Source organism: Aurantivibrio plasticivorans, assembly GCF_055392955.1.
Window position 1 is genome coordinate 3,577,609 of the sequence record NZ_AP036020.1, and the last position, 26,689, is coordinate 3,604,297.

The window sequence follows — 26,689 nt, forward strand, 5'->3', positions numbered from 1 at the left end:
GCTTCAGCGCACAATCCGCAACGTTCTAGCCACCCTATCTGTCATACGAAGATTTATCATTTGGAGCCTTGTCATCTGGATCTAACGCGGGTGATATATACATCTCGCTCAATTGCGTTATCAACACCCGTTTTTCTCCGTTAAGGTAACAGGCTCAACTTGTTTTTGGCTGCGTCAATGGCTAATTTCATTTTTTGCACATCAGCATCGCTATTTAATGCCAGGCTAGACTCGCTGGCTTTAGCTAGCTCGTCTATCGTTCGAATACCTGCCTCTTTTAAAAGCGCATCGGTTTGTGTATCAACTTCTGCCAAATCAGCCACTGGCCTCGTTTTGTTGACTTCGACCGCTAACTCTTTACGCATGGCATCCATATCTTTTAGGTTCTGACTAAGACCCGATAAATCAGCCGCCAACGCTTCTCGCTCAGCCTTAATTTGTGTCAGCATTGCTTCTTCTTGGGTGCGAGTATTTTGAATACTACTGAATTCTGATTTTATGCCAGCCAACTCTGCTTCCATGCTCGCTTTCTGGCTCTGCAAGTCAGCCAATTCAGCTTTTAACGATTCTGTTTCAGACAAACTGTTGCGTCGAGCTTCAGCCTGCGCAAGTTCAGCCTCAAGGTGTGTCATATCGGACAGCGCTGTTTTACGCTGCTCTAATGCCACTAACTCACCTTTCAAGGTTTCTGAAATTTCCACACTTGTGAAATCAACACTAGTCGCCGATCTTGTAGTCTGTTTCGGTGCGTAGTACATCACTCGATCACCTTTTTTAATCAAGATGACCTCACTCCCAGGATCGATACGCGGCGGCGCTTTATTGTATTCAGCCAAATAGACGTTCGCTTTATTGGGGTCGTACTCTTCAACGCTGGAAACGGTAATATTATTCTTCTCTAACTCTACAACCGCTTGATCGACATCAGCTTGAAGCAGCGCTTGCTTTCCTACGCCCGTCTGATTGGTACGATTTACATCAATAAAATTACTGACACGATCGCCACCGAGCTGGGTTACCAGGTTGATACTATTGGTTTGATTTCGCCAAATAGCTTTAGTATCAGTGGTTTGTACAACCTGCATCACCTGGCGGGCTTGTTGAGCTTTGACGCTGTTATTACCTGCTGCATTCTGCCCAGCCGATTGTTTCGGTGAACGAACGACAGTGTCGGCATATTTATCAAATATATTTGGAATGATTGAACAACACACCTTGCTCACCGCTGTTTTAATCAACGGCATGATAGGCACCAGTGACATCCAATAGTCGACTGTCGGAAATGACTTCACGTACTTGCGCTTGTCGAAGTTACATATTTTATAAACTTCATTTTCACGGATTTCTACTGTCGCGAGATAGATCACATTGTCATCGTCGCAACTCGGACACTTGACTAATAAGTGATGACAAAAGCAATCTTTTAAATACTGTAGGATATTGCCAACCAGACTATAAAACGCCATGAGTATCGCCATACGGTAATTGGCTAAACGCTCTAGAAATTCAGGTGGTACGGAAAGTTCTTCGCTGGGAATTAGGCTTATCGTATTACTCACGTAATTGAGCACATAGGTCTCACCTGTCTCCCTGTTCACAACCATATCGGTCGGTTGGATTTGTACTGGCGTCCGGAAAAAGTTACTACTTGATCCATTGTATTCAAATAACTGCAACCGATAACCGTCTTCTAGGCCTAACGCCAACTGATTCCGCTCTTCATGAAACGCTAAACACACCTGAGTATTTTCAATAGCGACCATGTTTTGCAGCTTGCCAGCTCCGTTTTCGAAAGGTCTCGAGAACGTTGCTAAGTATTTTTGATTATCGTTCGCCTCTACGATGACATAGACCCGTTTATCCTCAGCTACGCGTGCGGGATTAATCTCGATACCATCACGACCGATTAAGGATTCCCCTGCGAATCCTTGCAGCATGAGACTGGTGGTAACCGGTAGATTTTCACCAGTACCTCTTAAATCACATTGTACAATCCTGTCATAGTAATCAGACCCCGTATCACTCCCGCTCGCGGTGCAGTAAGCATTACCTTCATTAAAATCCAGTTTCAAATGACCTACGGCATTAAAGCTGTAGGTTGGTGCTGGTTGAGGTTTCACATCGGCAAAGAGTAATTGAGGCCGAAGATAGAACAGGCCTTTGCCTATACCAATGCCGTAGATCAACCCCTCATCTGTTGGAGAGACGACCATTTCGCTCAACGTGATATCGCAAAGGATAGTCATCTCTTCCCAACGATAATCATCCTCGATTCGGGCCACACCAAATACAGTATCAACGCCACGCACACTCGCAGCGGCATACAGTAAATCGCCGCTTGGCGATATCGCTAACGAACTAATTTGCGCGCCCTCGGCTGAAGGCATCTCCAACACCTTAACGAGTTCTCGTTTTTCTAGCTCATAAACATTGATGGTATTATCAACACCGTTGTAGCTGTAGAGGTAACGGCCGTTGGGATGTAACTGAACTCGAGTATGGAGATTCTTACCGAATATTGTAGTCATCCCTGTTTCGCGGAACGGGTATTCAGGAAACTCATCACCCTCAAACATTGCGCAAAAGGTTTTGCTCCGTAAAAGCTCTTGCAGCTGAAGGTAGAAGTCTTTCAGAATATTATGTTCTTTCAGCGAGAGGAAAACATAACCACCATTGTCTGCATTAAATACTTGTATTAACAGATTTATGATACTTGTGAATTTTCGGCGCTGCACAGAAACCAAGCCTGTTGCACCACCTTCAATTTCTTCTATTTCCTCAGCATTTAGAAAACGAAACTCGTTTTGAACCGCTGTAACCAAATCCATGATGCAGTGCTGAAAGAAGTCCATCAGCAATGTGCCATCAAATAAGTTATTTTTATGGCGTGATGAATCATAGGGTTCGATGGTCAAAGCAGGCTTGCCATTTGCGCCTATATCAACACGTAAACACACGGTACCATTGCCGTTCGTCAGCACGGTTTGCCCGGATTCTTCTAACGCCAAGATTTGAGCTAATACATCAACTTGCTGCTGGCTATCGAGAACAATGTCTTCACCTTCACAAGTAAGGGCGTAACCTGGCGTGACGCAAACACTGCGGCGGCTATCGAAGCCGTTGTCGGATGCTTCGTTCTCATCTGAAGTGCCAGCTCCTTCAGACGAAGCGTTTTCTGAGTGGTTAGGACAGCACTCCGCCACGAGACCACAAACAATACCCCAGCCATGTAAATGCTTGTTATGCCAGCGAAGATCCCGTTCTTGACATAGATGGTCCAACGCATCTTGCACGGTATTTACGTTGGGCATTTCGCATGCGCCGTTGTCGTAGCACACGTCGCTTGCTTTAATATCGGTTAAAGGAGGAAAGTTGAAACGTTTACACTCCGGTGCATCGTAGGGTGTAAATTCCCCGTCAGAAACAGTGCCCAAAGCCAAATAGTGATGGAGAATGCCATGAGGAAGCTCATCGGCCAATAATATTGAGCCTGCGACATGAATGGCTTGGCGAACATCTGCTTGCCAATAGTCGCCGGCCAGCATTTGCCAATCGGCAATGTCGAGTATCGCTGTTAAAGCATTCAAGTTTAACGTGACACTGGCACCTTCACTCACATGACCGTGAGCATCAGCTGACGACGTGGATGCCATATCGGCACCCCGATCAAAACCACTATCTGACACTAAATTCCATGTCGTTCCGTTTTTTTCTAACGTACAAAAACCATCCCAACGCCGTACCAGCTCAAACCCTGTAGGCTCAGCATCTGGATAACCCTTGGTTAACGTGCCACGCTCTGGATTAAACCCCGAGGCTAAATGTTTTCCCAAATGTTTTTCGGTCGCATAACGGTCAGCCTCGCCATCAAAAAACTCGTAAGCCCAGTTGCTACTAGCAAAGCCTAGAGGTAATTCGCCAATGCCATATTGCTCACCTGCGTTTTCGCTCGACCACTTAAGCGTGATACGTTCTGGATTGCCGTCGCTATCATAAATGACGTCGTGTGCTTCAATACGAAAAAGGTAATTGCCTATGTCGTCTTGCAGTGCAATTTCATCTGCACAAGGATCACATGGATCAGGCTCGGTGCTCCCCTGACGTACCTCAAGGGTCAGCAGAGCATTGCCAATAGGCGGGTTTACATCGGGATCTTCCGGGTTAACATCTACCTCACACCATTTCACTTGGGCCATGGTTTGGGTACGGGTACACGTATCTGCTCCATGCAAACCAGCATCGAGCAAGTCGGCATCTTCTATCGATAAAATGGTTCGTTCCCAGACATCCAAATATAAACGATGACTACCAGATGGCACTGGTGCGAGAGGAAAGTCATCTTGATGTTCGTATTCCAATGCCACGCCGGTGGCATCAGCTAATGTGGCTTGGGGGTACGGCCTTACTTGCGCCTGAATTCCGTCAACATAGGCATATCCCCATTGCAACGTATATGACTCGGAGCCATCGGGGTTTTCGTTAACAGCGACAATCCCTCTATCACGAGGGGTGCCACTGCCAATGATGTCGGTTATGGCTTCTGCTAAACGATTTTTTGCTAAATCCGAAAATTCATTCCAATCTGCATCGGTTAGCATCCGCCCCATTTGTTGGTATACGCCGGAATATCGTTTTTGTGCATCAAAACTGTTGCGAGAAATTTGTGTTTTCATTAGGTCTGCTCGTTTCTAATCCTAAGTGGAGTCCCAAGTAATTGTTTAAGCAGCTGTGTGCTTATATGGTCAAGAGTTCAGTCAATCCTTCGTCTGGTATAACAACGGCTTCTAATCCGAGCGGCAGATAGTCCACCAACTTGTTAGCCACTGCTTCAGGTAACAAGCTTAAATATTGGAAGTGAAATGCGCCCATCTCACCACCATCAGCACTGCCATAACGGATCGCTGTAGATGTCGCGGGATGGAGAACGGCGCAACTTCTTTCGCCAAATGACTCAGCAAAAAACGTCGGTTTATCTCTGGTTATTTTTGAGAAAGACATTCCACCTTTAGCCTGACTTAATGGCACCGAGGAATAACGTATACAACCATCTTCAGGTGGCGCATCGGAGGGGTGATCTTTTTTGATGATATTGAGAAAGATACAATCGGACGCATTGATGACTTCACTGACGACCTTATCCAACAATGTGCAGTATTCAAGCTGAGATAATGAACGCGCTGCTTGCAGGCGCTTTATTAAACAGTTTTTCGCTGATATAACAGGTAATTCGTCATCAATACTGTGCACTTCGATTTTGCGAACAGCGCAGGCCTCTAGCTCCACTCGCCCGGAATCTGCTTCGACAGTATTCTCTAGCACCAGACCTTCAAATCGCCAGGTGTAAAAGTCTGCGTCTCCTACTCCATCATCAACTTGCCCCAACTTAATCACTTTTCTCACACGGACAGGCGTAAAATCATCGGTGCCAAAGGTTTTGTTGCGGAAAATTGTTTTTCCTTCCTCTTCGATTACGTCAATAACAGACAGAAACGCATCGCTAGGTTCCTCACTCCAATTAACGCTCACAATATTCGTTTGAAAAAAACCGGCTGGCGGTACCATGTAGAGCATTATTTTGTCGGGATGATAGTGGCCCTGGCGCCAATTTGACGTGCGAAAATCGACGGTCCGTGGAGATACATCATCAAATTGGTCGGGATGGCAAGGCGCGCCATGAAAACTGCTTTGCCGCCACACGCTTGTTTCGCCATCAACAGTTGTTTGTTGCGCGGCCGGGTTGGCCGTTGTCGAACTTACGGCACCAGACGGGCAACGAAAGTCTGGTGTTACGGCGGGTAAACCAGGATGTTTCGCCGCCATTGATGGCGGTTCGTCGGGGGCATCCTGGCTGTAGCCATAAGCAGTCGCAGGAATTTCTGGCAGGTTGAGTCGTGGCGTTACCGCCACGCGCTGCCAGCCTTCTTGAATGATAATTTCAAGCTGCCCAATGGCTTCCGCAATATCTTCAATGACTTGGAGCGTTCCTTTGCTTTGTCGCCACCGAACCGCATTGGCAATCTCTTCTCGCTTACCTTTTGCTAATGGCGACACCAGCTTCACATCGAGCAGATCAGCAAAATACGGCAGTAGCCATTCTTGACTCGATAAACTTCCATCAAGAGGGCTGTCTGGAAAGTTATCCGCTTGCTTTTGATGGAGGGTAGCTAAGACTTGATCCAGTAAAGAACCCGTTCCTCGAAAATATTTGTGCAGATCACCATTATCGCGATTGCGATACAATGCCGGCACGATGTCGTACAACTGATCTGCTTGATTAGGCATAGTATTTAAGCGCCATTGGGTTAAACCCTTTTTAAAAATTGATACAACACATTATGTTTATCGAATTGAACGCACGTTAAGGGACGAACGTTTGCATCGTCAGATTGAGCGCTGACGTGCTTGACTCAAAATAAACCAACTGATTCCAACTAGGCGATATTCGCTTTACATAGCCGTTTAGGCTAAGCGCGACGGAATCTGGCGTTACCGTCGCACCAGACTCATCGATAAAACTCTCTAGTATTTGACACTGGCAATTTTCAACACCTGTGACCGATTCGACCGACTGAATAATTTGGCTTCGATAAAACGGTTTGCCAAGTGATGCATTTTTCAAACTAAAATCCGTTGCTATTTTTTGCTTAACGGCTAGTTCTACTTCATCAATATCGTATTCATCGGTTTTAACATTAACGATAATCGTGAGTGCAAGCAGTATGGCTTGGTAGCGCAACACAGTGACGCTCACGCCAGGTAAACAATGTTCGTTTAGCGTACCGGCAATAGTCTCTGATAAGCTTCCCAAGTCGCCTCCGCCGGCGGGAACAATTGCCACATTGACTTTATTACTTCGTGAAAGCGTTGGCTGCTGCATAACGGCTTTTGCCTGCCATACACTACTGTTCGCCTGGGCCAGATTTGAAAAATCCGTTACCGATACAGCTCGCTCTAACGTCAACACACTAGACGGCGCATGCTCGCGCATAGACTCAGCAGATTCCATGTCATTCCCGCCGGACGCGAGAATTGGCTGGGCCACACTTTCAATTAAATAGTGTGGTTTTACTGTCTTTTCTAAACTGTAAGCGGATAAATTTCCCGCCAAGCCTGTTCCAGTTCTGTAAACGACAACAATATTATTGGTCCCGCTGGGCAAACGACGCCCCAAGGTGCCATCACCAAACTCGATATCGAGAGTAGAGTCTTCTCGCATTTGAACAACGAAGTGTGGATCTTCGGGTTCTGAATCAATGAGCGTACTCACTTGGGTGTAAGTACGGTTATCTACTTTGACGGCCAGATCTGCTCGGACGCCTGAGCTGAACTTCGAATCAGCAACAAAGCTGATATCATTTACATCAAGGTGAAATGATTGATTAGTTTTGGTCGCATCGCCAGATCCCAATATTATTTTGTTGTGTGTTTCACCATGTCCGGAGTTCACCACATTGGCATACAACACACTGTCGTATCGGGTAAAGTTATCTGTTTCTCCTGTTGAGCTCTTTTCACTTCCCGGAATTGCTGGCTCGACCACAAGTAATTCATTATCTGTATCAACTGCTTTGACTGTGAGTGCCAAAGCACTTAGCTTGCCCACCAACATTATTTGTCGCCCAGGTGCCAGCAAATCGGAATAGCTATCAAAGTCAAGCGGGATAGTGCTGTTAACGTCTGAACGATAAACACTATCCGTTAAAAATATGGGCTGGTGGTTTTTATCGTAGTCTTTGGGTTTGAGTTCAACAGAAAAAAGTCCATGCACCACTTCAACATTGGTGACGGTTCTATCCGGTACAATGTCAAAGCTATCGCTATGTTCGATTATTTCTTCAATCTGTGTTGCTCGATAAGCATTCCCTAAGCTGTCATTTTGAGCGACCAACCAATCGCCACTCTTAAATTTTTTCGATTTCCCCGTAAAAGTCCAATCTTGTATATTTCGGTCGGTAACCGTTGCTACTGGTTCACGCTCCGGCACATAGTACAAACGATCTCTTGTGCTGGACGCGAAAAAGTCCAACTCATACCCATAGGTACCATGATTGTGGTTTGAATCGCTAACCGAATTTAAGTTTTGATCCCACAGAGCATTATTTTTCCGTAAATTATCGCGGTGTGTGGGTAGAATAATCCCGTATTCAGATCCACTCGGGAAGGAGTGGTAGTCTTTTACAGCAAAATCTGCGGTATAGATTTCTTCGCCAATATATGGCGCATTGCTGGACAGACGAACGCGATTCCCCTCTAAATCGAGCACCTTCGCCACTTTCCATCCACTAGCATACCAACTAATAACAGCACCGATACCTAATCCGTGCCCTTCACTAAGTTCGATGACCTGGCTTCCACTTATCAAGGGTTCACGTTTTTCTTCCGGCTTTAAAAGCAAACGCACTTGAAAGTCTGTTAAGCTGCTGGGTATTGAGGTATATAACATTTCACCATAGAGCGTTAATTGGGTATCAGCCACCTCGGTTACGGTGACCGCAATGCCGAAGGAATCATCGTCCTCAGGCTCGATAACTAACACACCCAGAGTTCCCACCGAGACATTCTCGGTAGGCTCTGCTAACTCAAATGTTGCACTTCGTGATGTAGCGTCGTAAGTAAAAAGGTTTTGTGATTTATTCCAGTCTTTCGCTTTTAACGTATTTAACGCAACATCCACATCAATATCGGACAGCGTTTCAAAAATAGCGGGCTTACTCCCATCAACCGGTTTGTTTTTAAAAGCGAAGCCTTTTTCGACTGTTCCAGATAGCCCCTCTTTAGCAATCAGTACAATAGGTGTTTCTGCTGACGCAGGAGGATTAGGGTGGTAATCGATCATTTCCACCAAACGTTTGACATTTTCCCACTCTGTCGCCGTGCGCAGAAAATTCTCGTTCGCATAAGTATCAACATACTCCATTAGTACATGAGTACTTCGCGCGTAGGTTCGCAATATTTCCCACGCATAATCGCGACGCTCTGCTTTATATTGTGCCTGCCACCTCGATTTTTTCTCTGCTGCAGTCTCATTAGATGGAACAGGTATCTCAGTATCAAGTGCTGACCATTGATTGACACCAGATTCCGTGAACGCCTGCTTCATCAGTAGTCGGAGCGTTTCTAAATAGGTGACCGCGTTACCATCGACGTATCGAAAACGTTCGAGTCCAGCGCGGTTCCAACGAGTGAGGTCTTTTTTATCGAGTAATTCACTCATCCGCGCTGCCCCCCATGGACCACCAACCGCAAGATGCCCATCGCAGGATTACTGGCAACATTGTCACAGACAGCGACTTGATATCCGGCCAACTCGATACGACCACTATCTGACTGATCTGTAAAACGTTTTCCAACACGCTTAAAACGGTTTAAGCACACGGCTTCAATGCCATCTAGCACCATGATTATTTCAACAATGTCGCTCGCGTAAAGATCCTGACCAAAACGCAAGCGCCCAGGCTCAAAGAAGCCGCCCAGCTGACTTCCCAAAGTGTGGAATACGGCTTGTTGAACTTCTGATTGAAAGTAGTGCGAAGAGATTCGAATGGATAATGAAATGTTAATACCAATTTTTTCCGCATCACTCACAAAGACTTCTTGTCCACTCATACGGTAAGCATCGATGTACGTACGCAATACTGTGCGAGATGTCGGCTCGGCCACCCAATTGATTTCTGGCAGGTTTCTCTGGCGATGAAACTCGTTAACTTGTGCCTGTAAGCTAGCCAGCACGTTGGGCCCACCCAACGTAGATTCATTGATCGCCGTATCTAACTCGATTGCCGAAAATAGCATGCAAGCCACCTGGACCGTCGACCAAGACCCGGTCCATCGGCTGTAGGATTCAGCAAATAACACGAGAGGATGGTCAGCTAGCCGATCAGCATAATCTGCCGTTGTCACCATACGACGCTGAGTATGCACTGCACGCGGCCCAGCCATTCGCGCGGCGTCCATTGCACGAGGATAGAGATACCAATATTGATGTAATGCGTCGTGCTGAATGCGCTGCACTAATTCAGGCGCTTTGTCTAAGAATGCTTGTGTTGCTGTTAAGTCTGCTAACGTTGACGCATGCGGATCGCTAATAAAATTCTGAAGCCGGGTCTGTTGAGTTGCCGTTAGTTGCGCGATAACGAATTGATACTCAGGCTCATAGCGCTCTACACCAGTATGAAAAGCCAACAGCCGCGTACGCATATCGACTTCCGTCTCCACAATACTGGGTATTGCATCGGGTATTTTTGCTTTAGGGTCTGCTAGCGCGATAGCATCGTAGCCAATTAACGACAGTAAACGTCGCACCGATTGAGGTTGCCTTGCGGTTTCTAGAAAAGCCTCCGCATGACTCCGATCGAGCATATCGGATAGTTGATCTAATACGACCGATAAGGCTTCAACAATAACAACTTCCATATCCGCCGGAGTCCAACGGCGCCGCTCTGGAAATCTCGCAGACAACTCTTCCATCATAAACAGACGGAAGCCGTCATAGTCTCTCACCAACCAATCGAAGTCATCACCTAAACTAGGTAATGGCAATGGTAAGCTTGCCGTGCGCAGACCACAGTCACTGCATCCTTCAACAAACTCTAATAGCGGTACTGGTGAGTTAGCCATAGTAGTAATTCAAGTCATTAGTCGTTTTAATCAGGGCAAAATTAATCGTTTACCCAGTTGTTTTTTCTTCAGTTGCCAATGGCAAATTCTAATTTTTCAGTATGATTAATAGTTGCTAATGTATACGCGATAGTGACCAAAAGTTTTTCTTCATCGCCAGTTACGCTGACGTCTAAACTCGCGGGGTTCACCTCTCCCTGTAGCGCTTCCGATAAGGATGCCAATAAGCGCTTCTTAGTCAGCTCCCATAATGCGTTCCCATTCGGTTCGAATACCAGAGCGCGAATTCCAACGCCAAACTCGGGACGAAACCAACGCTCACCAGGGTGTGTAAACAACACCTGTTCTATTTGCTCACGCACATGCTCTCTCCGGTTACTATTTTTCGATCCATCTGCACCAATCGAAAGTGGAAACGTCATAAAGTCCGAATTATTGAGTCGAGTCATGGTTATTAGTTAGCCTTGGTTTTAATTGTGAGCGCTGCGGGTGTTAATGGTGGTACCGGCGGCGCCGTAGGAGCGCCAATGGACGTCGCTACATGTGTGTGACTGTTGTACATCGACAGAAAGGTTTGACCTTTTATCAATGGCTCTCCTCCTTCACCACCGAGTTCTACTTGCTCGCCTTTCAGCACTATTTTTGTCGCTTTGACAGTGATACCCGCTGCTGCCATTTCGATTTTGTTACCGTTGGAATCTTCGATGATTGTTCCACTGCTATCCATAGTGGTTGTGTTGCCGTTACTATCTTCAATTACGATACTGTTGGATTCCGCATCAAGGGTAATTGAGGATCCACCCGCATCGGTGTAGCTCACCGTTCCTTCAGGATTAACCAGCAGCTCACTACCTGCGGGATGAAAAAGTCTGAATTGTTCTTCACCAGCCTTATCATCGAATTGCAACACGTGACCAGAAGTGGTTTTAATCATCCGCGTCGTAGGCTCCTCAATCGCGGCTTCACTAGGTGTATCACTGGTTTGTTGCCAAAAAACCCCAACCCAAATTGGTTTGTCTAAATTCCCTTCTTCAAACTCTACCCATATCTGCGAATCTATTTCTGGCACCATAAACAGACCTTGATCCGCTAACCCACCAAACGGTGAGCAAGGCAACGCCCATCCGGTATCTTGGTCGCCAAGAAGCGAAGGCACACGCACTTTAATGCGACCTCTTTTTTCTGGATCTAAATTGTCTGCAACAAAACCTCGATACTTTCCGTAGTATCGTTTCTGTACCTGTTGCGCTATTTGTCTGGCGGCTTGATCCATAAATTCACTAAATACGTTGTATATTAAGGACTGCTTTCTGCTCTACTTTTTCGCCAAGTAGATGTGCTTTCATTCATAAAATCCCAGCTAACGGACTGTCTTCTTCCGGCAAATTGTCGCCATAGGCGTTACGGCTTAACTGAAACATCGCTTTATACCCATCGACATCGAACCGGTGTGTTACGGAATCGACATAGTAGGTGCCGTTATTTTTTTCTCCTACGCCATCGACGCCAACCGGCTCACCTGTACGTAATACATGCCCATACAAACTGCCATCCAACTCTCCTTCGGCCTTTATTTTCATTGCAGCATCATTCGCCGCTCGTTGCGCGGCCGCTTCCGCTTGCACATCGTCGCTCAAGCCTTCCTTGCGTAAACGCCAGGTAAAATTTTCCAGGCCCGAGTTGCTGCTATTCGCTGGGGTGTTTCCTAACAACGGCAGATTGGGTTGCACCTCCACCGATGTTGCTTCAACCCCCTGTTCAGGCGCTATCTGGTAAGAAACACTATCGGGTTGGTGCCCATCTTCACGCACCGAAAAGCTGATGCAATTTGTGTCTTGACCGGCGTACACTTTAATAGTGGATTGGGGCGCGGCGGTTAACTGCCGTTCACCAAAATGCATTTCACCCTGCCTAAAAATGATTTCGTAGCCACTTGCATCTGCTCGATCTTTGAGAAAGTGAACATCTGTCGAATTTTGCAAGAGGTCTTCGACCGTTTGGCCCTCACCTAACGAATCAGCGACGACCAATCCATTTCGTTGTGCAATGGTTGTTGCAATAACACCATCTGTGGTCGGCGCATCGGCGCCCCAGCGCTCTTCACGTTGTAACCTATCCAATAAAATGGAATGGTCCTGACAAGTAACAGTGACTTTTGCACCGCCTTTATCTGCGGGGTATTCTGCTCTGACCTCTTTTATATAACCGCGCATCACTTCCTCTGTTTCTTCGCCAAACGCCGCTTCAATTTTGATTGGTTTCCAGGCAGCAATTCGTTCGTCGTCCTGAATAATCCACGTGCCGTCTTCCATCCGCCGGCTCTCAAATATCAAGGTGGCCACTGTCCAATCACTTCGGTTAGATTCCACTTCGACTTCAACCAATGATGGATACAAGTCGTCAATCGATTCACCATCCACCTCAATCAAACATTCGGCTGGCTGTCGTTTGACGTCACTGAATATATCCAAGAGCCCCATCGTTACTCTTTGACCTTAGGTATCAGTATGACGCTACCAGCCATCGAATCATCAAGAAGGTGTTGCGCAAAGTGTATTTGTGGGTTGGCGTCGACAATTCGCCACCACAACCTATCATCGTTGTAATAATGGCGTGCCAAGATATCGAGCCGATCACCTGCCGCAATCTCATGTTCAATAACACCGGTCGCAGGCCCAATCCTGCGAGCGCGAACACCAGGGAATATGGAGTTTCCTTGAGTGTCCTCTGAAAACTTTTTGGCGTTTCTATAGCGAGATTTTTTAGTCAGCATATTTGCGGGCTAAGCCTTAGTTAAAGTGATTAAACATATTAAATTAGCTACTAAACGTCGCCGACACACCTTGCGCCAGATTTAACGCTGCACCAACCATTTGCCTTACTTTTTCCACTTGATAGAACGGGTTATTCCCTTCGATAATTTGCATGCTGAGGCTGACATTCGCTCGGTATGGGATGAGCGACGGCATATGTGAGACTTCTTCGACCTGAACGCTGGTTAAGAAAACCGGAAGAATGTGTGTCCCCCAAATAAACAAGAGTACAGAGGGGTGTTCATCTCGCTGAAAGGCTCGGCTCCCTCCTAACCCCAATCCACTGAGCACTTGCATACCGCCAGGCCCCTGAGTTTTGGGTTCAACCATGCTGCGTAGCGTGTCCAACTCCGGCTCAATACCAAACTGCTTTGCAATGGCATGCCCCGGCAAACTTGGATCGCCCATCACGTCGGACTTATCTAAAAGAATATCGATGCTGAATGATTCAGGCTCAACACTAACGCCTTGTGCGACACGGGATGTTTCTGTTGGTAGCGCGAAGTCGTAGCCGCCACGCGTACCGGGTGCATTTCCAGTCGTAATATTGATAGATCGCGTTCGTGAGAGAGTTTGCGGATTAAAATCAAACTGCAAAATGAGTGGCGGCAATGACAACCCATATTCCAACAATATTCCTCGGGTTAGATTAACTAGCATTTTATGCACTCCCCGACTGATTATTGTGTTGATTGTTATTCTTAATCTGCTGCTCGCCACCACGGGTATGCATAGCGCTATTTTCTGACGCCGACACTATCTGCGATTCAACTGCCCTCGCTACCCGTCGAGCAATAACACTGTTAGATTCACCATCCGTTATCTGCAACTTTGGAATAGTCAGGGACTCGAGGTGGAGACTTGAAATATCTTGTAGCCCTGAACCACTCAGGTGCTTTGCCACATACCTAGCGATACTATTCGCTCTTTTTTCATACCCCTTCGGTAAACGAATGTTTAAACTGTCGATCAGTAGCTCTGTCGGGATCTCTGTGTCATTACGGTCGACTCGCGACATCATCTTGCCCCCTGGTCAACAATGTTTTCAGGTAGGTATTCGACAAGCACGCCCAAATCTGATGTAGGAATTTGCGCTTTATCTTTAGTCAACTCTCGCCATACACCAATCGCGATGTGCTCAAGATTTATTTCAGTTCCCCCCCCTTTAAAACCTTGCTCTGCGGCAAGATAGGCAGCGTGTAATGCAGCATTACGAATGTTGCCCCCGGTTAAACTGACTGATCGCGCCAGCATTTCAAAGTCAACATTCTTAGAAATCGGTGCCTGCGGTGGCAACATTCGCCGCCACAACAAAGCACGCGCAGCCTCGTTAGGTCTCGGAAATTCGACCACAGCTTGAAAACGTCGGATAAATGCTTTGTCGATATGGGAACGTAAATTAGTTGTTAAAATGCAAGGGCCATCATGCTCTTCTATACGGGACAGTAAGTAACTAACTTCCATATTAGCGTAGCGGTCACGAGCTTCTTTTACTTCTCCGCGCTTACTCATAAGCGCATCCACCTCATCAAACTGCAACACTAATTGCTTGCCATGAGCGGAATCAAACAAGCGACCTATATTTTTTTCCGTTTCACCAATGTATTTTGATACGAGTCGAGCAAGGTCGACTCGATATAATGGCCAGCCCAGTTCACCTGCAATAACACTCGCAGCAAACGTTTTACCGGTTCCTGATGGCCCACTAAAAAGTGCGACAGGACCACCCACTTTGCGACCACCCCATTGATCAACTACGGTGTGTTTGTGCCTTAACCACATCATGTATTCATGCAGCATGCTAATGCGGTCTTGTGGTAACACGAGATCGTCCCAGCACGCTTGTTGTTTAACTCGAAAGCTTCCCGGCGGGGTTATTTCCGCTAATGGCCAATCCAATAACGTCCCCAACCAAAATCGATTTGCGCGAATACACGTAAACGCATGGCTGCCTGCCTCCTGAGCCTGATCACTTTGTTGGCTCACTGGTTGAATAAGGCCACGCTGTTGTAGTTCGCCATGCTCACCCGCAAGCTGGTATAAATGCTTGGATTCATGATTATCGAGCGCTAACAACACCTGCACTAAGGCTAACGTTGGGAATGGTTGAGACGTATTGTTTAAATCTTGTAACAACAAGCCAACACGCGGCTGAGCCTCAACGGCATAAATAACCGCAAGGACATCCATAGCCAACGGAGACAAATTCTCGACGGGTAGTTTTTGCCACGGGTTTGGGTGGCTAGTGCGAAGGGCTTCAACTTGGTGTTGAAGCTCTTTTAGCGTAGCTATCGTTCCATCATCAGGTTTTACACCGGCTCTCGACATCAACAAACATCTAGCTAGCAGCTCCACACGGTCCCACTCACTATCTAACGCCGGCACATACAATGCTTCTGCTAGATCATTCATGGTAAAACCCTGTATAAACTGATAAGCAAAGGATTACTTTTCACCAGAATAGGATCAGCACCTGCTGAGGTGACGACTGAGCGTTGTGCATAAAGCAGAACCTGCGCGGCGGTCTCACCCGGCGCTAATGAGATCGGCAAAGCAAGATCAATTGGAAATACGCCTGGAGAAGATGCAGGAATATTCTCTGGGTCGATTTCGGTTCCGATTGGGTTTTCGCTAACTGATGGTGTTATTTCGGACCAACCGCTACTATCCCAAGCCTCCCAAAATAGCTCAACACTTTCACTCGGATCACCTGCTAACCAAATTTGCGGTACGAAGGAAACAAATCCAGGGTCGTCCACATCGAGAGACAACGTATGTTGACAGCGATTGTTATACACCCAACAAATAAGCGGCTGCCACAATGGATTGGCGACATTGACATATTGCGCTGGCACTACCGGTTGATGTTCTACGCCCGCAAAACCTTCGTAGCGTGCAGCTTGTATTGCACGAGTTTCCGCACCAAATGCTCCTACCAACGGAGGCTGAGGACGAAGCTCTGTTGGCATTACTGGTGCCAACGCCATCTCGTAGATAAGTGATGGTCGATACGTAGTGTCACCCTGCGTAGACCAAACTTGATTGATTTGCTCATCCGTCGCAGGACTGAAAATTGTTTGCAAACGTACTACGTCGCCGTTGACAGCAACTTCATCTGAGATCGGCTGATGTCTAAATACCCGCATAATTTCACCAATCAAACGGAGCTCATTTTCACCAGCAGATATACTGTCTTCGACTATGCCAAAAATAGTAACCATGCAAAACATTCGCACTCGCCACGGGTCATCTGGATAAGCACCTGCTTGAAAGCTACTCGGTTCAAAACGGTAAAAAAACAAATTGACGCGATGCTCGTCAGTACTGTCTGGCACTTCCGCAGGCGCACCCACAGTAATGTCAATATTGTTGCTCGCTGCATTCAAGCTCGTGCGAAGAAAATCGCTCACCGAGTTGCACATAACTGAAATAGAAGAAAGCGGTAATGGCATGACTAAAGCCCCCTCAAAAAGAGGCGACTATCGAGTTGGTAGTGCTTATTGCGGTCTGCTTTAGCCGTCTTTTCAAGTGACGCGCTTTCGACGACAACATTAACCTGGCCAATGCGCACCTGAGAGGATTTTGATGCAGCCTTTTCAATTTTTGATGAAGACACCGGAGGCACGGGCAACGGTTGTGACACACTCGCCGTTGCCTTTACGACTTCGTTGGCGATAGTTTTTGTGATCGCATGATCATTAGATGTTTGTTTAACATGATTCGCGTCATCAGCAACACTTTGATGAGAGGACTTAGAAGCTTGACCCTTAAACACATCAGGCTCGATGTTGCGCTCTGCTCCCTCAGCATCGTAAGTACCTAGACCATCAGGATGCTTTGCATTTGAAAGCCCTTTTTTTATACTTTTTTCTAGGCCAGTTTTTTCTGATAACCCTGGGCTACCCAGATTTACCGGTTTTCCCATATTTCCCGATAAATTGCTTTCAGAAGCGACATTAGCAGAACGATTCGAAACACCTTCTGACACAGAGCTTTTAGTCGAACTGGTAGAAGAGTGATTTCTATTTTCAACCTTAGCCAAACTCTTTGATGACAAGCCTTCTCGCTGGCGAACCCCTGTATATTTCGTGGGTGCTAAGTGGGGAGATATTTCAGAATTCAGCTCGTTAGCAGATATTTTTTTTGATGCCGACAAATTTTTGCCAGCTGGCTCGGCCGAATAATCATCATTCATCAAATCACCCGAGGATGTACCTAAGCTTTCAGCTTCGCTAGCAGGTAGCTGTAATGGAGCGAGTGTGTCTGACTTCTGATGTAAACTGGATTGGTTTTGTTCATTCGGTACTGAAGTATTGTCCAACGCCGATGAATTCGTAACCGGCGCAGACATCGCCGATTCTCTCGCTACAGACTTTGGCGATCGTCGACTTTCTGATATCACTTGCGAAAAAAATCCCACGCTTAACTCCAGTATTTCTAGCGTATTAATTTGATAAGAGTTATTGAATATTTTTTCCACCGGTCATACCTCTCGACCGGTCTATCATTGCCAAATATTGCTTTCGACGATGAGTCGGCAGCTTCAAAATATCATCTTCACTCCAGTGGTAATGCGTAGCGATTTGATGGACATCAATTAACAATTGGCTATTGCTGGCACTGAGAAATCCATACAAATCGACTTCAACAGTATTTTCAACCTCACAATGGGGACAGTAGGCCAACAATCGATTTCCCACTTCGGGTGATGCGTCTTCAATTGCGGCTTCAATGCCTTCTAAATCATTGTTACTGAGAGCTAGTATTTTTGAACCATTTACAGGTTCAATAACTCGGTTTAATAGAAGCTCTAACCCATCGCCATTTATTGATGCCAGCACTTCTTGGTCTTCTCCAATTGGCGCTCGAATTTCGTATTGGCCAGATTCGCACTCATAGGTAAAACCTGGATAATTTTCCGATGCCTCTTTTATCGGCAACTCGCTATAGCGGAAAGATAAATCCATGGTTTCTCCACAAGCACGGCAATTTGCAGACACCCATGTTTCTTGATCATTGACATGTGCAGCCAGCTGCCGCATAAGAAACTGTCGATCGCCAACCGATAGCTGCTGCACTAAGTGTCTAGTTGGGGACTCTCCGGCAATGGACTCAAGCGAATTTTGAAGTACCGATGTAACCATTGAAGGAAAGGAACTCGACGTCACTAGCGCATCTGAAAAAACAAGCTCCATCTCTCCTAAAACTGGTTTGAAACAGAAGTCTTTTCGCAAACTACCGTCAATAATGATGCCACCAGGCAAAACTGATCCACTTGCTCTTGATTGATCGACAGATGGCTGTGCACCAAGTGACATCGTTAATTCGTCCTCACTTAAACGCTATTTAGCTTTCTGTTGGCTCGGTGACTGAGGTATCTCTTTCCCAACCATTATGAGCCAAGGTTAACGTTTGTATTCCAACTGCATTCATTGTGCCTGCATCGAATTCCGGAAGCGCTTGGTATTCAGAAACCCAAGCCCCAAACACACGGTACGACATGGCCACCGAGCCTTGTAGATTCAACACATTAATGACCAAGTCTTTACGGTAGTTAACCAACGACATGCCAGCATTACCTTGAATATTATTCACAAGATTTGCCCAATCCTCGAAAACGGGGTCATGAGTGAGTCCTTGCTCTAACGTGATGTTTTCGTAGGATGTACCGCCTGCCATCATGCGCTCACTTGCGATGTCACCTGCAGATCGCCACTTCACAATTTCCGTTGTCTTTTTCAAACCACTCATTTTTTTCAATCCCGCTACGGGCGCGCCATCAATAACTACCTGAAACATAAAAGTTCTATACGGATCATAACGGTGCGCATTTGCGGGAAATAACGGGGCTGCCATTGGCACTCTCCTTTCATTAAACTAAATTTAATTGGCTGCTTCGGCCGAGCGGGCAGAGAAATTTTCTCCACCAGCCCACTCTGGTTTTCTCGAATTTATTGCTGGCCGACTTTCTGTTGGATACGAACAATGACGAACTCCGCAGGCTTTAGCGGTGCAAAACCAACAACAACGATTACTTGGCCGCGATCAATGTCGCCCTGAGTCATGGTGTCACCCAAACCACAGCGAACAAAGTACGCGTCTTTCGCGGTTGCACCTTGAAATGCTCCTGACCTAAATAGTCCATTCATAAATGAACCAATATTCGCTCGCAAAGACCCCCACAGCGGATGGTCATTTGGCTCAAAGACCGCCCATTGAATGCCGTGATAAATGCTCTGCTCGATCATGATGGCTGTTCGGCGCACAGGTACATAACGCCACTCTGGATCGGCACGAGTTGCCAAGGTTCGCGAGCCCCAAATGACAGATCCAAAATTAGGGAGTTTGCGAATGCAGTTTACGCCGGCGGGATTGAGGTAATCCTGCTCAAGATCCTCAATGTTGTATTGCAGTGAGGCAACGCCCGCCAGGTTGGTTTCGACACCTGCAGGCGCCTTCCAAACACCACGCTTACCATCTATTTTGGCAAACATACCCGCCGCAAACGCTGACGGTGGGACACCGACTGTGCGATCAGCTAATGGGTTGGTTGTTTCGTTATACAGAGGATTCGCAACTTGCACCCACGGATAATAAAGTGAAGTGTATGTTGAAGTTGGTAGCCCTAGAGCTGACACATCCGCGCTGGAGGTTAGCTCCAAGGTCTCCGGTAGATCGATGAGTAATACCGTACGCTTGTACGTTTCACAGAAAGCGCGTGTCGCAGACACTGCGGCGTTACTATAGTTGCCGGAAGCAGGAGGTGTTTCCTCCCATTGCTGGCCTGGCAATAAAATAATACTAACGTCACGATATTTTCTGAGTGTGTCGTTATAAAAGCTAGTGTAGTCAGTGCCACCCAGCGCCGCACCATCATTCCCAGGCGTATCACCCGTAATAGGTTCGCCACTTGGGTTACCCTCGCCGTCCACAGAAGCGGTATCTAGAACACATTCTGAACCTGGTGCTGCTATAGAGATAGTTACCAACGAAGACACATCGTTAACTTGCAACTCAGCGAAGTCGTCACTTGCATCATCCATCGACAACCCGGTATAACTTTCTTCGGCGTCGAACACACCATCGGCGTCGCGCTTCCCAATTGCCATATCGAAAGTTCTTGCAGGGACATCGGCATTAGTAATGGTAATGTAATAGTCATTTGCCCAGGTTCCAGAACTGGTCGCCGTCACTGTTAGCAGATCACCGGCCGCGCCGCCACCGCCATCATCCCCATCAAACGTTGCGGAAGCCGCCGCATGCCCAGCACCTGCCAACCTACAGATATAGGCCGACTTACCGCCGTTTAAATAGAAGGCCAATAGAGCTAAGCCCATCTCGTCAGACTCACTACTAATTTTTCCAAATGTTTCAACGTAATCGTCGAACTTCCCTACCAAGACCGGCTCACCGACTGGCCCCCTGTTGGCAGAACCAACAAAAGCCGCAGTGGACGTCGATACGCCTTCGATCGGTTTGGATCCACTGGAAATCTCCTCTACATAAACACCTGGACTTAAATATGTTGGCATTCTTGCCTCCCGCAAATTAATCGATTGAATTATGTTGAGCGCTGACTCTTTTTTTAAACCCGCGATTTAGTACGAAGGACGTATTTTCGTCTTTCGAGATTTAATCCCTGAAACATTTAGCTTTTAAAATAATACGTATCACCGTTACTGTTTTTACGAGCAACCACTTTTAAATCTTTTACAAGCAAATCCAATGCTTTTTGAATAGCCAACCGAGGATAAGCATTATTCTGCAACCACCAAAGCGCTATACCGTCGAGCGTATCCGAGGACCGCGGCGATTCGGCTAAGTAGCGAAGAATCTCCTGCGCTATGTTGTCTATTACTCCATCGTCATCATCACGTTCGCTCATAATCACAACATTACAAAATGTGTTCCAACTACAATAACGCTTTAGAAATTAACTACTTAGAGAAAAAGCCTGGGGGATGTGGGGCAATTTGGTCCCACACAATCAGGAAGGAGCATGAATATTGCGGGACATTTACGCCCCATGGGATAAAATTGTGGTCGATTGGCACGCTACGCTATTGTTGACGTAGGTTGACAATACAGTATGAAAATTGGCGCCAATAGTCTCGAGTAAGAAGGGAACGATTCACACGCTTAAACCCGTTTATTTAAGCGTCGATGTGATACTAACGGCATTACTTTAAAAACCGGTCGGAGATACCGCTTTTACGCAGCTCCTTAAGCAACATATCTTTGCCTTCGGTTTGTACGTGATGCAAAAACTCTTCCGCAATGATTGTAGGCTGCTTTGCTTTCAACCAAAGAAAATACCAGTGCGTGCTAATGGGTAGTTTTTGTACATTCAACTGAGACAACCCGCTCTTACCACCAAAGGTTAGCGTATGTGCAGACAAAATGGAGATCCCAAGGCCGGCCATTACTGAATGCTTAATTGCTTCATTGCTTTCCATTGTCATACGCACGTTAAGTTCAATGTTTTCTTGTCGTAAAAAATCTTCGATGGCCAACCGAGTACCGGACCCTGACTCACGCATTAGGAATGGTTCGCTTTCAATATCACGCAAGCGCAGCTGGCGCCTCTTCGACAAAGGATGATTTTTCTGCGCCAACGCAATGAGAGGGTTACTAAGAAACTCAATGCTCTCGACGTCTATATCAGAAGGCGGATGACTAAATACATAAAAGTCATCTTCACCCCGCCGTAAACGGTCAATAATCTGCTGGCGGTTACCCACTTTTAAACGAATATCTACTTTGGGAAAACGGCGACAAAAAGGCCCTAGCAAGTGAGGAATAAAGTATTTCGATGTCGTCACCACCGCCAACTTTAAGGTCCCCGAAGCCATCCCTCGCAGGCTCGCTAGATTCATATCCAACCGCTCAAATTCGGCAAGAACCTCTTGCGCAGTTGCCACCAGCTCTCGTCCTGCTTCGGTAAAAATAATCTGCTTACCGATGACATCGTAGAGTGGCATACCGATGGCATCACTCAATTTTTTAAGCTGCATTGAAACCGTCGGCTGGGTTAAAAATAATCTATCGGCGGCACCACTGATACTGCCAGCCTCGAATACTGCCAGCACAATTTCCAATTGGCGTAATGTGCCTATTTGTGCGTGTAATCTGGAGCGCATAATTCCACCCTCATGTCAGGCCCTAAAGGCCTGTATAGCAAAAATATATGTATAGATTATCATCTATACAAAAGATAAATAATATCTATTTTTATCTATACAGCTTAAACCCCATCCTAGCGGCCATGTTCCAACCTTCTTCCCATCACGAGCTGAGGATCCCACTATGGCCTACCTACAAGACGAAACGTTGCTAAACGCTAAGCGACAATGGCTGTTCGCCTTGGCTACTGGTGTTGCTCTCCTCCTCCTCGGCAGCGGCATTCTGGCAATTGGCGGGAATGGTATTCCCTTGCTTGGCCTCGGCGCTGCATTAATCGCATTTAACAGCTACCAATACTACCAGGCGACCCACACTAAACTCGCCGCTCGGTTAACTGCAGGGGTTAAAGCCTAATGGCGTTCGACATCGTCATAGCGTTCTTCTTATTGGGGATATTTGCGCGCCTGGCAGGCAGCCCCATTCAGTTCCCGAAAGGCCTTTATCAAACTCTTACACTGTTTTTAATGATTGCTATTGGCCTGAAAGGTGGGGTTGCGTTAGCCAACCATGGCTCGCCAACGGTTATCCCACAGTCGATTGCGGTGATCGTATTTGGTCTAGCCCTTCCTTTATTAGCGTTTCCAATACTTTACTTTATTGGCCAGTTTCAGCGACATGACGCTGCCTCAATTGCCGCTCACTACGGCTCTGTAAGCGTAGGGACGTATGCTGTTGCAGTAGCATTACTCGACAGCCAGGACATTGTTTACGAACCCTACTTCCCGTTATTTGTTGTGCTTCTCGAAGTACCTGCCATCGCGGTCGGGATTGCTCTCGCCAGCGCCAAAGGCCGTGACGTCCCGCTGAACAAATTATTGCACGAAGTGTTTCTCAACCAGGGCATGGTTTTGATGGTCGGCGCCTTACTCATTGGCTACTTTGGCGCTCAACAGATTGATTCTATTGCGCCGCTTTTCATCAACTTGTTCCAAGGAGCGCTAGCCCTTTTCTTACTAGAGATGGGCATGGTGGCCGCCAGCCGGTTAAAAGAACTCAAAGGTTCGGCGGGCTTTATTCTTAGCTTTGGTATCGCCATGCCCCTCATTGGCGGCTTGTTAGGTTGTGTACTCGGCATAGCCATCGGCCTTTCAACAGGTGGTGCGATTTTACTCGCCGTTCTAGGCGCAAGCGCTTCATATATTGCCGTACCCGCCGCAATGCGCGTGGCACTACCCCAGGCTAATCACAGCCTATCGATTACTTCTTCCCTCGGGATTACCTTTCCCTTCAACGTACTACTAGGCATCCCAACCTATATTACTGCAACACAGTGGCTGACAGCTTAAGCAATCAGCCACGCCTTACCGTTAAAACCAAGGAAACCCAATGAATAAACCTCAAGTCGCTATCGTTATGGGCTCACAAAGCGACTGGCCCACGATGCAAGAAGCCGCCACGGTGCTGACAGAACTGGATATACCTTTCCATAAACAAGTGGTGTCGGCACACCGAACACCTCAACGATTGTTTGAATTTAGTAGCAAAGCTGCAGAGAACGGCTTCAAAGTCATTATCGCCGGAGCCGGGGGTGCAGCACACCTACCAGGCATGGTGGCAGCACTCACCCCACTACCTGTCATTGCAGTTCCCGTACAAAGCAAAGCGCTCAATGGCATGGATAGTTTGCTGTCGATTGCACAAATGCCACGCGGTGTTGCAGTCGCCACTCAGGCGATCGGTGGCGCCGGTGCTTTCAACGCGGGTCTTTACGCCGCGCAAATATTGGCACAGCTCGACGAAGATTTATTTGCCAGGTTGGTTAATTGGCGCGCGCAGCAAACAGAAGCTGTTCCCATCAACGTTGAGTAGACGAGTAGGTAGATTGTAAATAATGAAAATAGCAATTATTGGCGGCGGTCAGCTGGCGCGACTTCTTGCCCTCAGCGGACTGCGATTTGGTTTCACCTTTAGTTTTTTAGTTGAATCATCGAAGAAGACTGACATTCAACCCATCGAACACTTAGGCAAGATTGTTTCGATAAACGAACACGCCAAAGCAGACGATGTGTATCGTGCACTCGGTAGCCCCGATGTTATTACCAGCGAGAATGAGCAGGTCGACATCGAACTGCTGACCGCGTTAGAAAAATTTTGTCCGGTACACCCAAGCCCTTCGGCCATTAAACAGTGTGGTGACAGGCATCTCGAACGGTTGCTATTGCAAAGCTTGCAGATCCCCACCGCACCTAGCCAATTTGTTGAAGAGCGTGCTCAAGCAGCAACACAAGAGTTTGCACAATTTCCAGTGTACGCAAAGTCAACTCGTCTTGCGTACGATGGTCGCAACCAACATATTTTGCAAAACCGCGCAGATCTCATCGAGTTTTCAAAGGGACCTAATGACGGGGCTTGGATCTTAGAAGAAAAAATTCATTTTGATCGAGAGGTTTCGATAATCGCGGCTCGCGACGTGAAGGGGGAATGCGTCTTTTATCCCGTCACAGAAAACGTTCACCTAAACGGTATATTGCGTTATAGCGTTAGCCCGTCACCGCATTTGACATCCCACCTACAAAGCACAATGGAAGGCTATGCCACGCGAATTCTCGAGTCTTTGAACTATGTGGGTGTTCTCGCAATTGAAGCGTTTGTCGTCGGCGATAATGTCGTCGTCAACGAACTTGCTCCGCGAGTGCACAACAGCGGCCATTGGACATCATCAGCAAAAGGTAGCTGTCAATTCGAAAACCATGTGCGCGCCATTACAGGATTAGCGCTCGGCAAGCCAGAGGAGTCTGGTGCGACAGGCATGGTTAACTTAATCGGCGTTGAAGCTCCACCTATGCACCTTGTGGATAAACACAGCGTGGTTTACTGGTATAACAAGCAGCCTAGACCAGGACGCAAAGTGGGACATATCAATATTCGCAACAACTCATTGGATCAACTCTTAAAACAGATACACCAATTAAGTGCCGACAACAATGTACTGCCGATTGAGCTAGCAGCGAAGCTCAACTGACCTTCAATCAATTTGTATTATTTAGGCGACTCAACGGTATCACATAAGTTGATCGCCTTATGCAGCGAAATAATCATATTGGCACTATGCATAAACCATTGCGCCTCACTCTGGTTTAAGCGCTAAATGCTCCGCTGTTTCTCTGCCATATAACGGAGATCATCGAGTGTGGTATTGAGAGGGTCAAAGAACGGGTTATCTTGGAGCTGTCTTTCTAAATGGGTTGTGAATGCTCGAGCCCGATTGATAGGTGATATGGCCAGTGTCGTTAAACGCAAAAACCTAAAGCCACTACACAACGAGTAGGGAATCCACAATCCTTTAGTCTGCTCGCATTTTACGACTGAATGTGGGAGATCGTTATAGCTAACACCGACGAGGCTTCCTGGAGGAAGAATGATGTCGTTCAAAGTGATTGGACGCAGAGTTATGCAGGAATGTGAGTCCCCAATATTCACTTTTTCGACAGCGATGGGTTCATCTTCACTATTGACGATAATATTGAATGAACCGGATCTTCGAACATGGCCTCCAGCAAATTCAAAAAAATACCGCTCCGCTTCCGGACAAGTACCAATGGATAGATTTACTTCTGTAAGCGATACGTGACTTTCAAATGTTGGTAATTTCGCGCCCAACAACGATAAACAAATATCCAGCAACACCCGGCTTTCTTCTAACACACACTGGTTGCGAACCGCGAGCAATGAGTCGCTCAGTAATTTCAAGCTCTGTTTAGCCTCATCTTCTGAATCAAGACCCTCGAATATGGACTCAAGCTCGTGCATATCAACGGGTGCACGACCAAGTATTCGTTGGGCGGACAACAATATAGGGCTCAGACACTTCCGCCCTGCTTCGCTAAACAAATCGAGCGAATGCCCCCTGCTTAGCTGGCGCGGTCTATTTGCTACCTGCGCAATAAACCTGCTCGCTTGTGTATACCCACAGCCACGACGAGGGCGGCAATGCTCAGCTGATTCATTTAGCATTGCACAAAGTGGTTGGCAGAGAGGCAAGCCTATATCTGCAAAACCAGATACTATTTCATGATCAGCAACCGAATCTGATATTTTAGCAGCACGCATTGGATACCAGTAGCATTCAATTCGAC

23 protein-coding genes are annotated in these 26,689 nt (G+C 46.9%); 4 read left to right on the forward strand and 19 right to left on the reverse strand.

What is annotated here, in order from left to right; genetic code table 11:
* Positions 1-140: 140 nt before the first annotated feature.
* The 18 genes from ACZ5NB_RS15910 to ACZ5NB_RS15995 form a co-directional block, all read right to left on the reverse strand.
* The gene (locus tag ACZ5NB_RS15910) at positions 141-4,673 is read right to left on the reverse strand and encodes a DUF6519 domain-containing protein (RefSeq protein ID WP_460233248.1); all 4,533 of its coding nucleotides are present in this window, start codon (positions 4,671-4,673) and stop codon (positions 141-143) included.
* 61 nt (positions 4,674-4,734) lie between these two features.
* Entirely contained in the window at positions 4,735-6,282 is a 1,548-nt protein-coding gene (locus ACZ5NB_RS15915) for a phage tail protein (protein WP_460233249.1), read from the reverse strand.
* 76 nt (positions 6,283-6,358) lie between these two features.
* Positions 6,359-9,214 carry a baseplate J/gp47 family protein gene (locus tag ACZ5NB_RS15920; RefSeq protein ID WP_460233250.1) on the reverse strand — a complete coding sequence of 952 codons (2,856 nt, stop codon included), beginning with the start codon at positions 9,212-9,214 and terminating at the stop codon, positions 6,359-6,361.
* A complete protein-coding gene (locus ACZ5NB_RS15925) occupies positions 9,211-10,617 on the reverse strand; it encodes a baseplate J/gp47 family protein (protein ID WP_460233251.1) in 1,407 nt (468 codons plus the stop codon). The genes ACZ5NB_RS15920 and ACZ5NB_RS15925 overlap by 4 nt, the downstream gene beginning before the upstream one ends.
* Before the next feature lie 68 nt (positions 10,618-10,685).
* On the reverse strand, positions 10,686-11,066 hold the full coding sequence (locus tag ACZ5NB_RS15930) for a GPW/gp25 family protein (protein WP_460233252.1): 381 nt from the start codon (positions 11,064-11,066) through the stop codon (positions 10,686-10,688).
* 5 nt (positions 11,067-11,071) lie between these two features.
* Positions 11,072-11,890, reverse strand: coding sequence for a phage baseplate assembly protein V (locus ACZ5NB_RS15935; protein WP_460233254.1), 819 nt, complete (start codon positions 11,888-11,890; stop codon positions 11,072-11,074).
* 73 nt (positions 11,891-11,963) lie between these two features.
* Positions 11,964-13,097, reverse strand: a complete 1,134-nt coding sequence (locus ACZ5NB_RS15940; RefSeq protein ID WP_460233255.1) for a phage late control D family protein — start codon at positions 13,095-13,097, stop codon at positions 11,964-11,966.
* Between the two features lie 2 nt (positions 13,098-13,099).
* A complete protein-coding gene (locus tag ACZ5NB_RS15945) occupies positions 13,100-13,390 on the reverse strand; it encodes a LysM peptidoglycan-binding domain-containing protein (RefSeq protein ID WP_460233257.1) in 291 nt (96 codons plus the stop codon).
* Between the two features lie 43 nt (positions 13,391-13,433).
* On the reverse strand, positions 13,434-14,090 hold the full coding sequence (locus tag ACZ5NB_RS15950; RefSeq protein WP_460233258.1) for a CIS tube protein: 657 nt from the start codon (positions 14,088-14,090) through the stop codon (positions 13,434-13,436).
* A 1-nt stretch (position 14,091) separates the two neighbouring features.
* The gene (locus ACZ5NB_RS15955) at positions 14,092-14,451 is read right to left on the reverse strand and encodes a hypothetical protein (RefSeq protein ID WP_460233259.1); all 360 of its coding nucleotides are present in this window, start codon (positions 14,449-14,451) and stop codon (positions 14,092-14,094) included.
* Positions 14,448-15,842, reverse strand: coding sequence for an ATP-binding protein (locus ACZ5NB_RS15960; protein ID WP_460233260.1), 1,395 nt, complete (start codon positions 15,840-15,842; stop codon positions 14,448-14,450). The genes ACZ5NB_RS15955 and ACZ5NB_RS15960 overlap by 4 nt, the downstream gene beginning before the upstream one ends.
* Positions 15,839-16,882 carry a Pvc16 family protein gene (locus tag ACZ5NB_RS15965; protein WP_460233261.1) on the reverse strand — a complete coding sequence of 348 codons (1,044 nt, stop codon included), beginning with the start codon at positions 16,880-16,882 and terminating at the stop codon, positions 15,839-15,841. The genes ACZ5NB_RS15960 and ACZ5NB_RS15965 overlap by 4 nt, the downstream gene beginning before the upstream one ends.
* A gap of 2 nt (positions 16,883-16,884) precedes the next feature.
* Positions 16,885-17,850 (reverse strand): hypothetical protein, encoded by a 966-nt coding sequence (locus ACZ5NB_RS15970; protein WP_460233262.1) that lies wholly within the window; start codon positions 17,848-17,850, stop codon positions 16,885-16,887.
* A gap of 40 nt (positions 17,851-17,890) precedes the next feature.
* Positions 17,891-18,748 (reverse strand): hypothetical protein, encoded by an 858-nt coding sequence (locus tag ACZ5NB_RS15975; protein WP_460233263.1) that lies wholly within the window; start codon positions 18,746-18,748, stop codon positions 17,891-17,893.
* A gap of 28 nt (positions 18,749-18,776) precedes the next feature.
* On the reverse strand, positions 18,777-19,286 hold the full coding sequence (locus ACZ5NB_RS15980; protein WP_460233264.1) for a phage tail protein: 510 nt from the start codon (positions 19,284-19,286) through the stop codon (positions 18,777-18,779).
* A 95-nt stretch (positions 19,287-19,381) separates the two neighbouring features.
* Complete coding sequence (locus tag ACZ5NB_RS15985; protein WP_460233265.1) at positions 19,382-20,962, reverse strand: phage tail sheath family protein; 1,581 nt, start codon at positions 20,960-20,962, stop codon at positions 19,382-19,384.
* Between the two features lie 116 nt (positions 20,963-21,078).
* Entirely contained in the window at positions 21,079-21,315 is a 237-nt protein-coding gene (locus tag ACZ5NB_RS15990; RefSeq protein ID WP_460233266.1) for a hypothetical protein, read from the reverse strand.
* A gap of 295 nt (positions 21,316-21,610) precedes the next feature.
* The gene (locus ACZ5NB_RS15995; RefSeq protein ID WP_460233267.1) at positions 21,611-22,570 is read right to left on the reverse strand and encodes a LysR family transcriptional regulator; all 960 of its coding nucleotides are present in this window, start codon (positions 22,568-22,570) and stop codon (positions 21,611-21,613) included.
* A gap of 166 nt (positions 22,571-22,736) precedes the next feature.
* Here ACZ5NB_RS15995 and ACZ5NB_RS16000 point away from each other — a divergent pair, with 166 nt between their 5' ends.
* Genes ACZ5NB_RS16000 through ACZ5NB_RS16015 form a run of 4 tightly spaced genes read left to right on the forward strand, consistent with a single transcriptional unit; the run spans position 22,737 to position 25,575 of the window.
* Entirely contained in the window at positions 22,737-22,967 is a 231-nt protein-coding gene (locus ACZ5NB_RS16000; RefSeq protein WP_460233268.1) for a hypothetical protein, read from the forward strand.
* Positions 22,967-23,899, forward strand: coding sequence for a sodium-dependent bicarbonate transport family permease (locus tag ACZ5NB_RS16005; protein WP_460233269.1), 933 nt, complete (start codon positions 22,967-22,969; stop codon positions 23,897-23,899). The genes ACZ5NB_RS16000 and ACZ5NB_RS16005 overlap by 1 nt, the downstream gene beginning before the upstream one ends.
* 40 nt (positions 23,900-23,939) lie before the next feature.
* A complete protein-coding gene (gene purE, locus ACZ5NB_RS16010) occupies positions 23,940-24,422 on the forward strand; it encodes a 5-(carboxyamino)imidazole ribonucleotide mutase (protein WP_460233271.1) in 483 nt (160 codons plus the stop codon).
* 22 nt (positions 24,423-24,444) lie between these two features.
* Positions 24,445-25,575: a 5-(carboxyamino)imidazole ribonucleotide synthase gene (locus tag ACZ5NB_RS16015; protein WP_460233272.1), complete on the forward strand. Its 1,131-nt coding sequence runs from the start codon at positions 24,445-24,447 to the stop codon at positions 25,573-25,575.
* Positions 25,576-25,697: 122 nt separating this feature from the next.
* On the opposite strand, the gene ACZ5NB_RS16020 is transcribed toward ACZ5NB_RS16015, so the two are convergent.
* Positions 25,698-26,663, reverse strand: a complete 966-nt coding sequence (locus ACZ5NB_RS16020) for a hypothetical protein (protein ID WP_460233273.1) — start codon at positions 26,661-26,663, stop codon at positions 25,698-25,700.
* Between the last annotated feature and the right edge of the window lie 26 nt (positions 26,664-26,689).

Bases quoted from the DNA above. Each gene is read 5' to 3' on its own strand.
- ACZ5NB_RS15940 (WP_460233255.1), bottom strand. From the start codon at position 13,097: ATGGGGCTCTTGGATATATTCAGTGACGTCAAACGACAGCCAGCCGAA.
- ACZ5NB_RS15945 (WP_460233257.1), bottom strand. From the start codon at position 13,390: ATGCTGACTAAAAAATCTCGCTATAGAAACGCCAAAAAGTTTTCAGAG.
- ACZ5NB_RS15910 (WP_460233248.1), bottom strand. From the start codon at position 4,673: ATGAAAACACAAATTTCTCGCAACAGTTTTGATGCACAAAAACGATAT.
- ACZ5NB_RS15960 (WP_460233260.1), bottom strand. From the start codon at position 15,842: ATGAATGATCTAGCAGAAGCATTGTATGTGCCGGCGTTAGATAGTGAG.
- ACZ5NB_RS15950 (WP_460233258.1), bottom strand. From the start codon at position 14,090: ATGCTAGTTAATCTAACCCGAGGAATATTGTTGGAATATGGGTTGTCA.
- ACZ5NB_RS15975 (WP_460233263.1), bottom strand. From the start codon at position 18,748: ATGTCACTTGGTGCACAGCCATCTGTCGATCAATCAAGAGCAAGTGGA.
- ACZ5NB_RS15980 (WP_460233264.1), bottom strand. From the start codon at position 19,286: ATGGCAGCCCCGTTATTTCCCGCAAATGCGCACCGTTATGATCCGTAT.
- ACZ5NB_RS15925 (WP_460233251.1), bottom strand. From the start codon at position 10,617: ATGGCTAACTCACCAGTACCGCTATTAGAGTTTGTTGAAGGATGCAGT.
- ACZ5NB_RS15935 (WP_460233254.1), bottom strand. From the start codon at position 11,890: ATGGATCAAGCCGCCAGACAAATAGCGCAACAGGTACAGAAACGATAC.
- ACZ5NB_RS15985 (WP_460233265.1), bottom strand. From the start codon at position 20,962: ATGCCAACATATTTAAGTCCAGGTGTTTATGTAGAGGAGATTTCCAGT.
- ACZ5NB_RS16020 (WP_460233273.1), bottom strand. From the start codon at position 26,663: ATGCGTGCTGCTAAAATATCAGATTCGGTTGCTGATCATGAAATAGTA.
- ACZ5NB_RS15995 (WP_460233267.1), bottom strand. From the start codon at position 22,570: ATGCGCTCCAGATTACACGCACAAATAGGCACATTACGCCAATTGGAA.
- ACZ5NB_RS16005 (WP_460233269.1), top strand. From the start codon at position 22,967: ATGGCGTTCGACATCGTCATAGCGTTCTTCTTATTGGGGATATTTGCG.
- ACZ5NB_RS16000 (WP_460233268.1), top strand. From the start codon at position 22,737: ATGGCCTACCTACAAGACGAAACGTTGCTAAACGCTAAGCGACAATGG.
- ACZ5NB_RS15965 (WP_460233261.1), bottom strand. From the start codon at position 16,882: ATGCCATTACCGCTTTCTTCTATTTCAGTTATGTGCAACTCGGTGAGC.
- ACZ5NB_RS15990 (WP_460233266.1), bottom strand. From the start codon at position 21,315: ATGAGCGAACGTGATGATGACGATGGAGTAATAGACAACATAGCGCAG.
- purE (WP_460233271.1), top strand. From the start codon at position 23,940: ATGAATAAACCTCAAGTCGCTATCGTTATGGGCTCACAAAGCGACTGG.
- ACZ5NB_RS16015 (WP_460233272.1), top strand. From the start codon at position 24,445: ATGAAAATAGCAATTATTGGCGGCGGTCAGCTGGCGCGACTTCTTGCC.
- ACZ5NB_RS15915 (WP_460233249.1), bottom strand. From the start codon at position 6,282: ATGCCTAATCAAGCAGATCAGTTGTACGACATCGTGCCGGCATTGTAT.
- ACZ5NB_RS15955 (WP_460233259.1), bottom strand. From the start codon at position 14,451: ATGATGTCGCGAGTCGACCGTAATGACACAGAGATCCCGACAGAGCTA.
- ACZ5NB_RS15920 (WP_460233250.1), bottom strand. From the start codon at position 9,214: ATGAGTGAATTACTCGATAAAAAAGACCTCACTCGTTGGAACCGCGCT.
- ACZ5NB_RS15930 (WP_460233252.1), bottom strand. From the start codon at position 11,066: ATGACTCGACTCAATAATTCGGACTTTATGACGTTTCCACTTTCGATT.